This is a genomic window from Sphingomonas sp. Root720 (assembly GCF_001428605.1).
GTDB lineage: Bacteria > Pseudomonadota > Alphaproteobacteria > Sphingomonadales > Sphingomonadaceae > Rhizorhabdus.
Window position 1 is genome coordinate 125,010 of record NZ_LMID01000014.1, and the last position, 13,751, is coordinate 138,760.

General features: G+C 68.7%; 15 protein-coding genes. 7 read left to right on the forward strand and 8 right to left on the reverse strand.

Translation table 11 applies throughout. The features are described from left to right. The 3 genes from ASE22_RS21355 to ASE22_RS21365 are packed head-to-tail and all read left to right on the forward strand — an operon-like array spanning position 1 to position 4,149. Positions 1-1,053 (forward strand): FemAB family XrtA/PEP-CTERM system-associated protein, encoded by a 1,053-nt coding sequence (locus tag ASE22_RS21355; protein ID WP_056364387.1) that lies wholly within the window; start codon positions 1-3, stop codon positions 1,051-1,053. Further along, a complete protein-coding gene (locus tag ASE22_RS21360) occupies positions 1,053-2,243 on the forward strand; it encodes a TIGR03087 family PEP-CTERM/XrtA system glycosyltransferase (RefSeq protein ID WP_056364389.1) in 1,191 nt (396 codons plus the stop codon). Before ASE22_RS21355 ends, ASE22_RS21360 begins: the two co-directional genes overlap by 1 nt. A 4-nt stretch (positions 2,244-2,247) precedes the next feature. Continuing rightward, positions 2,248-4,149, forward strand: a complete 1,902-nt coding sequence (locus ASE22_RS21365) for an XrtA/PEP-CTERM system amidotransferase (protein ID WP_056364391.1) — start codon at positions 2,248-2,250, stop codon at positions 4,147-4,149. A 3-nt stretch (positions 4,150-4,152) separates the two neighbouring features. Here the strand turns inward: ASE22_RS21365 and ASE22_RS21370 are convergent, their stop codons facing one another. The 3 genes from ASE22_RS21370 to fmt are packed head-to-tail and all read right to left on the reverse strand — an operon-like array spanning position 4,153 to position 6,241. Next, positions 4,153-4,578, reverse strand: a complete 426-nt coding sequence (locus ASE22_RS21370; RefSeq protein ID WP_082545536.1) for an FKBP-type peptidyl-prolyl cis-trans isomerase — start codon at positions 4,576-4,578, stop codon at positions 4,153-4,155. Further along, positions 4,575-5,318, reverse strand: a complete 744-nt coding sequence (gene truA / locus ASE22_RS21375) for a tRNA pseudouridine(38-40) synthase TruA (RefSeq protein WP_056364393.1) — start codon at positions 5,316-5,318, stop codon at positions 4,575-4,577. The genes ASE22_RS21370 and truA overlap by 4 nt, the downstream gene beginning before the upstream one ends. Beyond that, on the reverse strand, positions 5,315-6,241 hold the full coding sequence (gene fmt / locus ASE22_RS21380) for a methionyl-tRNA formyltransferase (protein WP_056364395.1): 927 nt from the start codon (positions 6,239-6,241) through the stop codon (positions 5,315-5,317). The genes truA and fmt overlap by 4 nt, the downstream gene beginning before the upstream one ends. 52 nt (positions 6,242-6,293) lie before the next feature. Between fmt and recR the strand changes: the two genes are divergently transcribed. The 3 genes from recR to def all read left to right on the forward strand — a co-directional run bounded on the left by recR (position 6,294) and on the right by def (position 8,018). Next, positions 6,294-6,890 carry a recombination mediator RecR gene (recR, locus tag ASE22_RS21385; RefSeq protein ID WP_056364397.1) on the forward strand — a complete coding sequence of 199 codons (597 nt, stop codon included), beginning with the start codon at positions 6,294-6,296 and terminating at the stop codon, positions 6,888-6,890. Positions 6,891-7,001: 111 nt separating this feature from the next. Next, positions 7,002-7,382 carry a hypothetical protein gene (locus ASE22_RS21390; protein ID WP_056364399.1) on the forward strand — a complete coding sequence of 127 codons (381 nt, stop codon included), beginning with the start codon at positions 7,002-7,004 and terminating at the stop codon, positions 7,380-7,382. A 102-nt stretch (positions 7,383-7,484) separates the two neighbouring features. Beyond that, a complete protein-coding gene (def, locus tag ASE22_RS21395; protein WP_056364401.1) occupies positions 7,485-8,018 on the forward strand; it encodes a peptide deformylase in 534 nt (177 codons plus the stop codon). Between the two features lie 148 nt (positions 8,019-8,166). On the opposite strand, the gene ASE22_RS21400 is transcribed toward def, so the two are convergent. Continuing rightward, entirely contained in the window at positions 8,167-8,850 is a 684-nt protein-coding gene (locus ASE22_RS21400) for a Fe2+-dependent dioxygenase (RefSeq protein WP_056364403.1), read from the reverse strand. Between the two features lie 5 nt (positions 8,851-8,855). After that, entirely contained in the window at positions 8,856-9,581 is a 726-nt protein-coding gene (locus tag ASE22_RS21405; protein ID WP_056364405.1) for an energy transducer TonB, read from the reverse strand. A gap of 152 nt (positions 9,582-9,733) precedes the next feature. On the opposite strand from ASE22_RS21405, the gene ASE22_RS21410 reads away from it, so the two are divergent. After that, positions 9,734-12,103 carry a ribonuclease R family protein gene (locus ASE22_RS21410; protein ID WP_082545559.1) on the forward strand — a complete coding sequence of 790 codons (2,370 nt, stop codon included), beginning with the start codon at positions 9,734-9,736 and terminating at the stop codon, positions 12,101-12,103. 27 nt (positions 12,104-12,130) lie between these two features. Here ASE22_RS21410 and dcd read toward each other — a convergent pair whose 3' ends face one another. The 3 genes from dcd to ASE22_RS21425 are packed head-to-tail and all read right to left on the reverse strand — an operon-like array spanning position 12,131 to position 13,648. Then, positions 12,131-12,685, reverse strand: coding sequence for a dCTP deaminase (gene dcd, locus ASE22_RS21415; RefSeq protein WP_056364408.1), 555 nt, complete (start codon positions 12,683-12,685; stop codon positions 12,131-12,133). A 17-nt stretch (positions 12,686-12,702) separates the two neighbouring features. After that, entirely contained in the window at positions 12,703-13,155 is a 453-nt protein-coding gene (locus ASE22_RS21420) for a cytidine deaminase (RefSeq protein ID WP_056364704.1), read from the reverse strand. Between the two features lie 10 nt (positions 13,156-13,165). Further along, entirely contained in the window at positions 13,166-13,648 is a 483-nt protein-coding gene (locus ASE22_RS21425) for a UPF0262 family protein (RefSeq protein WP_056364410.1), read from the reverse strand. Positions 13,649-13,751 lie beyond the last annotated feature (103 nt).

Here is a 13,751-nt window from a genome sequence, read left to right on the forward strand (position 1 = left end):
GTGACGGGGGTCCGCCGCGTTGCCCTGACCGATCCCTCGATCGCCGCCGCGATCGAGGCCTATGTCCAGCGCCATCCGCAGGGCAGTGCTTTCCATCGCCCGGCGTGGAGCCGCGCGGTCGAGCGGGGCTGCGGACAGGCCGCCCATTATCTGGTTGCCGAGTCCGCGGATGGCGACCTCACCGGACTGCTGCCGCTGACCGAGATGCATTCGCCGCTGTTCGGGCGGGCGCTGGTGTCGGCCGGCTTCGCCGTGGGCGGCGGGCCGATCGCCGACGACGACGCGACCGTCGATCGGCTGGCGGAGGCGGGCTGGGCGCTGGCCGGACGGCTGAGCTGCCCGTCGCTGGAACTGCGCGGCGGGGCGCTGCCGTCGGGCAGCGGCTGGCATGTCGAGCGGGGCATCTACGCCGGTTTCGTCCGGCCTCTCGCGGCCGACGACGAGGCCGAGTTGCTCGCGATCCCGCGCAAGCAGCGCGCCGAAGTGCGCAAGGCGCAGGGTCTCGGGCTGACCGTCACCGCCGGGCGCGACGAGGCGGATAGGGCGGCCCATTATGCGGTTTATGCCGAAAGCGTCCACAACCTGGGCACGCCCGTCTTTCCACGGGCGCTGTTCGACGCGGTGCTGGACGGTTTCAGCGAGGACGCCGACATTCTGACGGTGCGCCATCGGGGGGTGCCGCTCGCAAGCGTGCTGAGCCTGTACCACAAGGGCGTCGTCATGCCCTATTGGGGCGGCGGCACGCGGGCGGCGCGGACGTGGCGCGCCAACGACATGATGTATTATGCGCTGATGCTTCACGCGCGACGGCGCGGATGCACCGCCTTCGATTTCGGACGGTCGAAGTTCGGGACCGGTGCGTTCGCCTTCAAGAAGAACTGGGGCTTCGAGCCGGAGCCGCTCGGCTATGCCGCGCGCACCGCCGACGGGCAGCAGCCGCGCGAGATCAATCCGCTGAGCCCGAGATATCGGCTGCAGATCGCGCTGTGGCAGCGTCTTCCGCTGTCCCTCGCCAACCGGATCGGTCCCTGGATCGCCAAGGGGCTCGGCTGATGGGCGAGCTGATGTTCCTCGCCCATCGCATCCCCTTTCCGCCGGACCGGGGGGATCGCATCCGCAGTTTCCACATGCTCCGGCACCTCGCGCGGATGCGGCCCGTCCACCTGCTCGGCTTCGTCGACAATGAGGACGACCGCAAGGCGGCGAAGGAATTGCTCCCGATGCTCGCGTCGCTCCACATCGAGGTGCGCGCCAAGTCGAGGCTGCGCGCCGGGCTGGAGGCGCTGATGCTGGGCGAGCCGGTGTCGGTCGCGGCGTTCGGATCGCGGCGGATCATGCGGATGGTGGACCAGCTGCTCGCCGAACGGCCGATCGACACGATCCTCGCTTATTCGGGACAGATGGCGCAGTTCGTGCCCGACGATCGCCGGGGGCGCCGTTTCATCATGGATTTCGTCGACGTCGATTCGGAGAAGTTCGCGGCCTATGGCGCCGCCGAGCGCGGCCCGATGCGCTGGATCCATCGCCGCGAGGCGCGGCTGCTCGGCGAATATGAGGACAGCGTCGGCCGCTGGGCCGATGTCAGCCTGTTCGTCAGCGAGGCGGAGGCGGCGCTGTTCCGGCAACGGGCGGGACTGTCGAGCAGCCATGTCCGCGCGCTCGACAACGGCATCGACACCGGTTTCTTCGACCCGGCGGGCTTCCCCCGCCTCGAGGGGGCCGAGCCGATGCTCGTCTTCACCGGGCAGATGGACTATCGCCCCAATGCCGACGCCGTCGACTATTTCGCGCGGCGGACCTTTCCCGCGATCCGGGCCAAGCACCCCTCGACCCTGTTCGCGATCGTCGGCCGCGATCCGACCCCGGCGGTGCGGGACCTGGCCAAGCTCAGGAACGTCATCGTCACCGGGGCCGTGCCCGACGTGCGGCCCTGGCTGGCCGCCGCCGCGGCCGTCGTCGCGCCGCTCGACATCGCGCGCGGGGTCCAGAACAAGGTGCTCGAGGCGATGGCGATGGCGCGACCGGTGGTGGCTTCCCCCGCGGCGTTCGAGGGAATAGACGCGGTGCCGGGAGAACATCTGCTGGTCGCCCACGGCTATGACATGGCCAATGCCGTCCTCCATCTTCTCACCCATTGCGAAGAGGGCGAGGCGATCGGCCGGGCGGCCCGCGCGCACGTCATCGCGCGCTATGACTGGGAGGCGCAGCTTCGCGCTCTCGATTCGCTGATCGGACAGCCCTGAACCCATGTGCGGAATTGCCGGTATCTATCATCTGCAGACCGCCAAGCCGGTCGAGGAAGCCCGCGTCCGGGCCATGACCGACATGATCGCCCACCGCGGGCCCGACGGGGCCGGCGCCTGGACCGATGCCGGGGTCGGACTCGGCCATCGGCGGCTGTCGATCATCGACCTGGCGGGCGGCGCCCAGCCCATGGCCAGCAATGACGGCCGGGCGATGCTCACCTATAACGGCGAAATCTACAATTATCGCGCGGTGCGCGCCGAGCTGGAGGCGCTCGGCCGCGGCTTCCGGACCAGCAGCGACACCGAGGTGATCGTCGAGGCGTGGCGCCAATGGGGCCCAGATTGCCTGTCGCGCCTCAACGGCATGTTCGCCTTCGCGATCCACGATCAGGAGCGCGGCTGCCTGTTCCTCGCCCGCGACCGGCTGGGCGTGAAGCCGCTATTCTACGCCGAGCTGTCCGACGGCAGCGTCATCTTCGGGTCGGAGCTGAAAGCGCTGCTCGCCCACCCGCTGCTGCGCCGGACGCCCGATTTCAGCGCCGTCGACGACTATCTGGGCCTGGGCTACGTCCCCGACGACAGCAGCGTCGTCGCCGGGGTCAGGAAGCTGCCGGCCGGCCATTACCTGCTGATGAAGCGCGGCGCCCCGCTGCCGCGGCCGGCACAATGGTGGGACGTGAGCTTCGCCGAGCGGGCCAGGGGCGGCGCGGCCGCGCTCGAAGAGGAACTGGTCGCCATCATGCGCGCCGCCGTCACCGACCGGATGGTGGCGGACGTCCCGCTCGGCGCCTTTCTGTCGGGTGGCGTCGACAGTTCGGCGGTGGTCGCGCTGATGGCGGAGGCGAGCAGGCAGGCGGTGAAGACCTGCTCGATCGGCTTCGATCACCCCGATTTCGACGAGTCCCGCTATGCCGCAGCAGTCGCGGGGCGCTTCGCCACCGATCATCGCACCCGCGTCGTCTCGGCCGACGATTACGGCCTGATCGACACGCTGGTCGAGGCCTTCGACGAACCTTTCGCCGACGCCTCGGCGCTGCCGACCTACCGCGTCTCCGAACTGGCGCGCGAGACGGTGACGGTCGCGCTGTCGGGCGACGGCGCCGACGAGGCCTTTGCGGGCTATCGCCGGCTGACCTTCTTCCAGGCGGAGGAACGGGTGCGCCGGCTGCTGCCGCTCGGCTTTCGTCGTCCCGTCTTCGGGACGCTCGGCCGGGTCTATCCCAAGCTCGACTGGGCGCCGCAGAAGCTGCGCGCCAAGACGACGCTGCAGGGGCTCGCCAGGTCGAGCGAGGAAGCCTATGCGCTCGCAGTGGGCGTGACCGCGCCGGCGATGCGGCGGCGGCTCTATACCGACCGGGCGGTGCGCGAACTACAGGGGCATCGCGCCGAGGACCGCTATATCGCGACGATGCGCAAGGCGCCGGCGCGCGACGCGCTCGACCGCGCGCAATATGCCGACATCAAGATCTGGCTGCCCGGCGACATCCTGACCAAGGTCGACCGCACCAGCATGGCGGTCGGGCTAGAGGCGCGCGAGCCCCTGCTCGACTATCGGCTGATCGAGTTCGGCGCGCGGTTGCCGGTGGGCATGCGGGTGCGCGGCTCGACCGGCAAATGGCTGCTCAAGCGGGCCATGCGCCGCTATCTGCCCGACGATATCCTGTTCCGCCGCAAGATGGGTTTCGTCACCCCGATCAGCGCCTGGTTCCGGGGGCCGCTCGCCGGCGAGGCCCGCCGCATCGCGAAGGCCTCGTCGCTGGTCGAGACCGGATGGTTCGAGCCTGCGGCGCTCGACGCCGTCGTCGCCGAACATCAGGGCGGCCGCGTCGACCATGGGCGCCTGTTGTGGCAGCTGATGATGCTCGACCGGTCGCTGGGCAGGCTGTTCGGGACTGGACGCTGACCCTCAACGGACCTTGATCAGCTCCACCTCGAAGATCATCCAGCTGTCGGGCGGGACCGGGCCCTTGCCTTTCGCGCCATAGCCGGCCGCGGGCGGGATGATCAGGGTGCGGATGCCGCCTTCCTTCATCCCGGCGATTCCCGAATCCCAGCCGTCGATCACGGTGCCGCTGCCCAGTACGAAGCTGATCGGCTCGCCGCCGCGCGACGAATCGAAATTCCTGCCGCGCGCTTCCTCCTCCGGCAGCCAGAGCCACCCGGTATAATGGACGCTGACGGTTCGGCCGGCGTGGGCCTCGACGCCGGTTCCGAATTCATAATCCTCGATCTGGGTGCCGTCGGGCAGGGTGACCGTGTCGGCATGGGCCGCCATGCCCAGCGTCAGCGCGACGATCGATGCGAGTAGGAGGCGGGCGGCGCGGGTGCTCATCCGGGATAGACCGCTTCCATGAAGTAGAGCCCGTCGGGCGGAGCGTTGAGGCCGAGCCGCGAGCGGTCCGCCGCAGCCAGCGCACCGGCCAGGTCGCCGGAACTCCAGCGGCCCCGCCCGACCAGCATCAGGCAGCCGACCATCGAGCGGACCTGATGATGGAGAAAGGAGCGCGCCGCCGCCTCGATCTCGATCAGTTCGCCGATGCGGCGCACCTCGAGCCGGTCGAGCGTCTTGACCGGGCTTTCGGCCTGGCAATGCGCCGAGCGGAAGGTGGTGAAGTCGTGGCGGCCGACGAGATGCTGCGCGGCGTCGTCCATCGCCCGGTCGTCGAGCTCGGCCGCGACCTGCCAGGCGAGCCCCACATCGAAGGTCAGCGGCGCGCGGCGGTTGACGATGCGGTAGACGTAGCGACGGCCGATGCAGGAGAAGCGCGCGTGCCAGTCCTCCGCGACGACCTCGGCGGCGAGGATCGCGACCGGCGCCGGGCGCAGCAGGGCATTGAGCGCCTCCTTCAGCCTGAAGGGCGTGATCGGCCGGGCGATATCGGCATGCGCGGCCATCGCCCGGCCATGGACGCCGGAATCGGTGCGGCCGGCGGCGTGGAGCACCGCCGTCTCGCCGGTAACGGCGGTGATCGCTTCCTCGATCGCCTGCTGCACGCTGGGGCCGTGCGCCTGCCGCTGCCATCCCATGAAGGGGCGCCCGTCGAACTCGACGGTCAGGCGGAAGCGCGTCATCCGCGCGGCGGACCGTCGAGATGGGTGCCCGGCGGGATCGCGAAGCCGCGCAGGAGTTCCTCGGGGCTCATCGCCGCCTTGCCCGCGCGCTGGACGCGGGTCGGACGGATCGCGCCGTTGATGCATTCGATCGTCAACCGGTCGTCGATCACCTCGCCGGGCGCGGCGAGGCCATGCCGGTCGACGACCTCGCAGGCGAGGATGCGGATGCGCTCGCCCAGATGTTCGAACCAGGCGCCGGGGGCTGGGTTATAGGCGCGTACTTGCCGCTCGATCTGCCCGGCGGCCTCGGCGAAGTCGATCCGGGCCTCGGCCTTGTCGATCTTGGCGGCATAGGTGACGCCCTCCTCGGGCTGGACCACCGGCGGATAGGCCGGAAGGTCCGCGAGGACATCGACCATCAGTGCCGCCCCGCGGCGCGCCAGTTCGTCGGTCAGCTCGCCCGCCGTCTTGCCCGCGACCGGGGTTTCGACGGTCGCCAGCATCGGCCCGGTGTCGAGCCCGCGCTCCATCCGCATGATCGTCACCCCGGTCACCGGATCGCCGGCGAGGATAGCGCGCTGGACGGGCGCCGCGCCGCGCCAGCGCGGCAACAGCGAGCCATGGACGTTGAGGCAGCCCCGGCGCGGCGCATCGAGGATCGGCTGCGGCAGGATCAACCCGTAGGCGGCGACCACCGCGGCATCGAGGTCGAGCGCGGCAAAGCCGGCCTGCGCCTCGGCATCGCGCAGGGTGGCCGGGGTGCGGACCGCTATGCCCAGCTCCTCGGCGCGACGCTGGACGGGGGATGGCATCAGCGCCTTGCCGCGCCCGGCGGGGCGGGGCGGCTGGCAATAGACGGCGGCCAGCTCGTGGCCCGCCGCGACCAGCGCGTCGAGCGTCGGCACGGCGAAATCGGGGGTTCCCATGAAGGCGATGCGCATGGTCCCTCTGAAACGCTTGCGTTGCGATGATGCAAGCCCATATCGATGGACCATGTCGTCCGCCGAGATAGAAACCCTCACCCAGGCCCTGGCGAAGCTGCCCGGGCTCGGCCCCCGTTCGGCCCGGCGCGCGGTGCTTCATCTCCTCAAGAAGCGCGAGGCGGCGCTGGCGCCGCTGCTCCGCGCGCTCGAGGTGGTGAACGAGAAGCTGACGAGCTGCCATGTCTGCGGCAATGTCGACACCGACGACCCCTGCGGCATCTGTTCCGATCCACGGCGCGATGCGCGGATGCTGTGCGTGGTCGAGGAGGTCGCCGACCTCTGGGCGCTCGATCGCTCGCGGCTGTTTCCGGGTCGCTTCCATGTCCTCGGCGGGCGGCTCTCCGCACTCGAAGGCGTGCGGCCCGAGGATCTGTCGATCGACCTGCTCATCGGCCGCGTCGCCGCCGGCGGCATCGACGAGGTGGTGCTGGCGATGAACGCCACGCTCGAAGGGCAGACCACCGCCCATTATATCGCCGACCGGCTGGAAAGCTTCCCCATCCGCCTGACGCAGCTGGCCCATGGCCTGCCGGTGGGCGGCGAACTCGACTATCTCGACGAAGGCACCCTGGCGCAGGCGTTGCGCGCGCGCCGCCCGGTGAGCTGACCGGGGAACGGGAAGGGGCCCCTGGCCGTTCTGCCACGGTTAAGATAGATTCGCCCATTCTCGACGCCGGCCGACTCCAGCTCGGACCCAAAAGGGTAAGGAGCTTTGCTGATGAGACGATTATTCACCAAATTGGTCGCGGCGCTTGCCGTCACCAGCGCCGTTGCGGCGGCTGTGCCCGCCGAGGCGCGCGATCGCGGGGGCTATGGCCGCGACGGTCATCGCTGGGACGGGGACCGCCGCTGGCGGGGCGACCGTAGCTGGCGGGGCGACCGTGGCTGGCGCGGGGATCGCAACTGGCGTGGCGATCGCTGGGGCGGACGTGGCTACGGCTATTATCCGCCGGTCCGCTATCGCTATGCACCGCGCTATTATGGTTATGGCTACGGCTATCCGCGCGGAGGCTATTATCATCGCGATCGTGGCGGCGACGCGCTGATCGGCGCGATCGCGGGCATCGCGATCGGTGCGGCGATCGCCGGCGCCGATTGATCCAAGCGGCCGACTGACCGCCTGAGGCACCCTCCTCGACAGGGGAGGGTGTCGAACGCTGATCGTCTTGACGATTCGGCCCCGGATACCTAGCTCGGCTCAATGGCCATCCGTCCGATCCTCGAAGCGCCCGACCCGCGGCTGCGCACCAAGTCCACGCCCGTCGACTCGGTCGACGACGATCTGCGCGCCCTGATCGGCGACATGTTCGAGACGATGTACGACGCGCCGGGCATCGGCCTTGCCGCGATCCAGGTCGGTGTGCCGAAGCGTGTGCTGGTCATCGACCTGCAGGAAGAAGAGGACGCCGAGGGCAAGCCGGTCCGCAAGCCGCTCGTCTTCGTCAATCCCGAGCTGTTCGAGCCGTCCGACGAGCAGTCGGTCTACAATGAGGGCTGCCTGTCGGTTCCCGACCAATATGCCGAGGTGGAGCGACCCGCGGTGATCCACGCCCGCTGGCTCGACGAGAAGGGCGAGAAGCACGAGGAGCGGCTGGAAGGCCTGCTCGCGACCTGCCTGCAGCATGAGATGGATCATCTCGAAGGCGTTCTCTTCATCGACCATCTCTCGCGCCTGAAGCGCGACATGGTGCTCAAGAAGCTCGAAAAGGCCCGCCGCGCCCGCAAGGCGGCGTAAGGCGAAACCCGTCCATTGGTCCGTCATTCCCGCGCAAGCGGAATTCACGGTCACGGGACGCCTTTTGGACGGCGGAGGGGCGCATCGTCCCTTCATGCTTTCTGTCGCGCGCCCGGCTTACGCCATGACGTTCATGCGTTGACAGGCGTCAGGCGTCCGCCCAGCGCCGCAGCAGGTTGTGATAGACGCCGGTCAGCTTGATGATCGCCGGATCGTCCTGGCCGCGGTCGGCGCCGACCGCCTGGATCGCCGTGTCGAGATCGAACAGCGTGCGGCGGGCGCCGTCGTCGCGGACCATGCTCTGGATCCAGAAGAAGGAGCAGAGCCGCTCGCCGCGCGTCACCGGGGTGACGTGGTGGAGGCTCGATGCCGGATAGAGGATCATGTCGCCGGCGGCGAGCTTGACCTGATGGGTGCCGAGCGTGTCCTCTACCACCAGCTCGCCACCGTCATAGCTGTCGGGATCGGCCAGGAAGAGGGTCGCCGACAGGTCCGAACGGATACGGAAATCGGTGCCGCGCTTCAGGCGGATCGCGTTGTCGACATGGGTGTCGAAGTGCTCGCCCCCGCCATAGCGGTTGAACAGCGGCGGATAGACCTTGAGCGGGAGCGCGGCCGCGATGAACAGCGGCGTCGCCCCGAGCGCGTCGAGGATGAGGCCGCCCGCCTCGCGGGCCGCGGCGTCGTCCTCGGGCAACTGCCGATTCTTCTTGGCGAGCGCCGACTGGTGGCCCGACGTGGCGTTGCCGTCGATCCATTCGGCCCCGGTCACGAGCGTGCGGACATGGTCGAGGGCGCGGCCCGACAGCACGCCCGGAATCGCGATCATCATGCGGGTCAGCCGTTCAGCGTAAAGGGCATGCTGTAGAGGCCACGCACCTCGACCGGCTGGCCGTCGCGAACGATCGGCTGCCAGCGCCATCCGCGAATCGCCTGGAGGGCGGCCTTGTCGAGCCGCTCGAAGCCGCTGCTCTGGGCGATCGAGATCTCGCTGACCCGCCCATCGGTACTGATCAGCAGCCGCACCACGACGGTGCCCTGTTCATGCTTGCGGCGCGATTCCATCGGGTAGCGCGGCGGGTTGCCCTCTAGCAGTCGCTCGTCGAGATTGCCCACCGTCACGGGGCCCGCCGGCGGCGGCGCGGCGACTGCGGTCTGCTTGGGCGGCGGGGGTGCGGTGGTGACGGTGATCGGCGGAGGCGGCGCCAGCGTCTGGACGATCGGCGGCGGTGCGAGGACGATCGGCTGGACCTTCTCGATCACCACCGGCTCGGGCTTCGGCTTCTCGGCGGGCGGTGCCGGCGGCTCGGCGATCAGCTCGACGACCAGTGGCTTCTTTTTCTCCGCGATGTGGATGACGTCGAACGTCACCAGACCATAGAGCGTGACGACGTGGAGGGCGACGATCGCGATGATCGTCGGCCAGTTCGGATTGCGGTTCGCACCGTAGACCGAACGCTCGATGGGCGGCGGGACCGTGGCGCTCTCCCGCGCATCGGGCAGATCGGCGAAGTAGAGCGCGTCGCTCTCCGCCTCTGATCCCCGCTCCAGCGTCGCATGCATGGTCAACGATCGAATCCCCTTGGTCCTCACCGGGCTATCGCAATTCTTAGTGCAAATCAATCGCAATAGCGTTTGATCGACATCAAACACCCTGCCTTGCCGCCGATATCGCCGGAGGTGACGAAGTGTCTCGCGGTCCCTATGTGATGGACATGCCTCGCCCCCAGCCTGCCGGTCTCCCGACCCGCGAACAGATCCTCGACTTCATCGCCAAGTCGGACGTGCCAGCCGGTAAGCGGGAGATCGCCCGTGCGTTCGGCCTGCAAGGCAATGAGAAGATCGCCTTGAAGGCGCTGCTCAAGGACATGGCCGACGAAGGGCTGATCGACAGCGCGCGGGGCCGGGCCTTCCACAAGATGGGCGGGATCCCCAAGGTCACCGTATTGCGGATCACCGACGTCACCGACGAGGGCGTCGCGCTGGCGGTGCCCGAGACCTGGCATGGCGAGAATGGTCCTCCGCCGCAGTTGCGCGTAAAGGAGGTGCGCGGGCGGAAGGGCCCGGCGCTCGGCGTCGGCGAGCGGATCCTCGCGCGCACCGAGGAAGCGGGCAAGGGCTGGATCGCCCATCCGCTGAAGAAGCTCGCGCGCGGCGAGGAGCTGATGCTCGGCGTCCTCCACCGCGAGGGCGACAAATTATGGCTGCGTCCGGTCGACAAGCGCGAGAAGCGCGACACGCTGGTTTCGGATGCGGGCGACGCCGATGCCGGCGATCTGGTGCTGGCCGAGAAGGCGGGCCGTCCGCCGCGCATAACCGCGCGCGTCACCGAGCGGCTGGGCGATCCGTTCGCGCCGCGCTCCTTCAGCCTCGTCGCGATTCACAAGCTCGGCATTCCCGATATCTTCCCGGAAGCGGTGCTCGAAGAGGCCGAACTGGTGCCCAGGCTCGACCTGGGGGATGGTCGCGAGGATTTGCGCGACCTGCCGATCGTGGCGATCGACCCTGCCGACGCGCGCGACCATGACGACGCGATCTGGGCGGCGCCCGACGACGATCCCGCCAATCCCGGCGGCTTCCGGGCAATCGTGGCGATCGCCGACGTCTCCTTCTACGTCCGTCCCGGATCGGCGCTCGACCGCGAGGCGAAGAAGCGCGGCAACAGCGTCTATTTCCCCGACCGCGTGGTGCCGATGCTGCCCGAGGCGCTGTCGGCCGACATCTGCTCGCTCAAGCAGGGTGAGGACCGCGCGGCGATGGCCTGCCACCTCACGATCAAGGCCGACGGCACGCTGGCGACATGGCGCTTCACCCGCGCGGTCGTCCGGCTGGCCGCGAACATCGCCTATGAGGACGCGCAGGCGGCGATCGATGCTGCTTCGTCACCCCAGCGAAGGCCGGGGTCTCGGGAGGGTAGCGAACTGCCCATCTCCGGAGATCCCGGCCTTCGCTGGGATGGCGCCCTGGTGGAGTCCGCCCTGAAGCCGCTCTGGGCCTGCTGGAAAGCGCTGTTCAAGGCGCGCGAGGCGCGCGAGCCGCTCGACCTCGACCTGCCCGAACGCCGCGTGGTGCTGGACGAGAAGGGCCGTATCCTGTCGGTCGCGCCGCGCGAGCGGCTCGACGCGCACCGGCTGGTCGAGGACTATATGATCGCGGCCAATGTCGCGGCGGCCAAGGCGCTGGAGGCGAAGAAGGCGCCGGTGATGTACCGCGACCATGAGCCGCCGAGCCGCGAGAAGCTGGTGGCGCTCAAGGAGTATCTGGCCACCTTCGACATGGAATTCGCGCTCGGCCAGGTCGTGCGCCCCGCCACCTTCAACCATATCCTCGGCAAGATCACCGACGAGGCGATCAAGCCGCAGATCATGGAACAGGTGCTGCGCAGCCAGACCCAGGCCTATTATGCCCCGGCCAACACCGGTCATTTCGGGCTGGCGCTGGGCAGCTACGCGCATTTCACCAGTCCGATCCGCCGCTATGCCGACCTGCTCGTCCACCGCTCGCTGGTCGGTGCCTATGGACTGGAGGGCGGCAAGCCGAAGCTCAACGGCCCGGGCAAGTCGAGCGACATCCCCGCCCGGACCGCGCTGACCCAGGAAGAGGCCGAGCGGATGACCGCGATCGGCGAGCTGATCAGCCAGGCCGAGCGCCGCGCGATGGAGGCGGAGCGCGAGACGATCGACCGCTACGTCGCGGCGTTCCTGTCGACCAAGATCGGCGAGCTGCTCGACACGCGGATCACCGGGGTCCAGTCCTTCGGCTTCTTCGCGACGGTCGAGGGGCTGGGGGGCGACGGGCTCGTTCCGGTGTCGACCCTCGGCGCCGAGCGCTTCCGCTATGACGAGGCGGCCCGCGCGCTGGAGGGGGAGGAGAGCGGCGATCGCTACACGTCGGGCATGAAGCTCCGGCTGCGGCTGGTCGAAGCCAACCCGATCAACGGCTCGCTGCGCTTCGAGCTGGAGGAAGGGGCGAGCCACCTGCCGATGCGCGGCGGTCCGCGCCGTGACGGCAAGGGCAAGAGCCGGCCGATGATGGGGCGTCGGGGCAGGCCGGCCAATATCCGGCACAAGGGCGGGCGTCGGTAGCGAAAGCCCTCCCCTCGGGGAAGGCAGTTACAGCCGCGGCAGCGTGACGCCCTGCTGGCCCATATATTTGCCGGCGCGGTCGGCATAGCTGATCTCGCAGGGCTCGTTGCCCTGGAGGAAGAGGAACTGGCAGGCGCCCTCGTTCGCGTAGATCTTGGCGGGGAGTGGCGTCGTGTTCGAGAATTCGAGCGTGACATGGCCTTCCCAGCCGGGTTCGAGCGGGGTCACGTTGACGATGATGCCGCAGCGCGCATAGGTCGACTTGCCGAGGCAGATCACCAGCACGTCGCGCGGCACCCGGAAATATTCGACGGTGCGCGCCAGCGCGAAGCTGTTCGGCGGGATGATGCAGACATCGGTCTCACGGTCGACGAAGCTGTTCGAGGCGAAGTTCTTCGGATCGACCGTCGCCGAATCGACATTGGTGAAGATCTTGAACTCGGGCGCGACGCGGGCGTCATAGCCGTAGGAGGACAGGCCGTAGCTGATGCAGCCGTCGCGCCGCTGCGCCTCGACGAAGGGCTCGATCATCCCGTGATTCTGCGCCTGCTCGCGGATCCACTTGTCCGACATGATCGACATGAAGCTGCGATTCCCCTTTATGCGATGCCGAGATCGGACGGCCCGAAAGCGTGCGGCAGCAATTCCGATGCCCGAAAATAGGCGAAGGCGCCACCGTCGGCCGATCCACAATAGATATCGATGTCGCGGCCGCCGAGCTGGGCCGCCTCGTTGATGATCTGGCGACAGCGGCCGCAGGGCGTGACCAGCGCCGATCCGGCGATCGATCCGTCGCGTTTCAGCTGGCCGCCGGTCACGCCGATCGCCACCACGTCGCGCAGATGTCCCTCGCTGTTGGCGCTCGCCAGCGCCACGGTCTCGGCGCAGAGCGACAGCCCGTAGCTCGCATTCTCGAAATTGGCGCCGGTGATCATCCGGCCGTCGGCGAGCAGCACCGCCGCGCCGACCCCGAAGCGCGAATAGGGCGCATGGGCGTTGGCGGCCACCCCGCGCGCCGCGTCGATCAGGACGCGGCCCGCCAGTTCGCGTATGTCGACCGGCTCAGCCACGGATGTGCAACACGCAGATCAGCGTGAAGAGGCGCCTGGCAGTGTCGAAGTCGACCTCGATCTTGCCCTCCAGCCGTTCCTTGAGGAGTTGGGCCGCCTCGTTGTGGATACCGCGCCGGGCCATGTCGACCGTCTCGATCTGCTGCGCGGTCGAGGTGCGGATCGCCTGGAAATAGCTGTCGCAGATCGCGAAATAATCCTTGATCGGCCGGCGGAAGCTGCCGAGACCCAGGATCAGCGTTTCGAGCAGGTCGCTCGATTCCGCATGGACGTCGATCGCCAGCCGGCCTTCCTCGACCCTGAGCTTGACCCGATAGGGGCCGGCATAGTCCTGCGGATAGGGGCGCAGCGGCTTGAAATAATTGCCCTCGAGCAGGTCGAAGATGGCGACGCGCCGTTCCTGCTCGACATCGGCATTGCGCCAGATGATCGTCTTTTCATCGAGATCGATGGCGATGATGCGCGGATCGGACATTCTCCCTGCGCCTTAGCGCCTGATCGGCCGCGGTGAAAGCGCTTCACGCTTCTCGCCGGCGCCGGCAAAGCGAAGCCTGCAGATCCTTGTGGGTCTGCAGGCT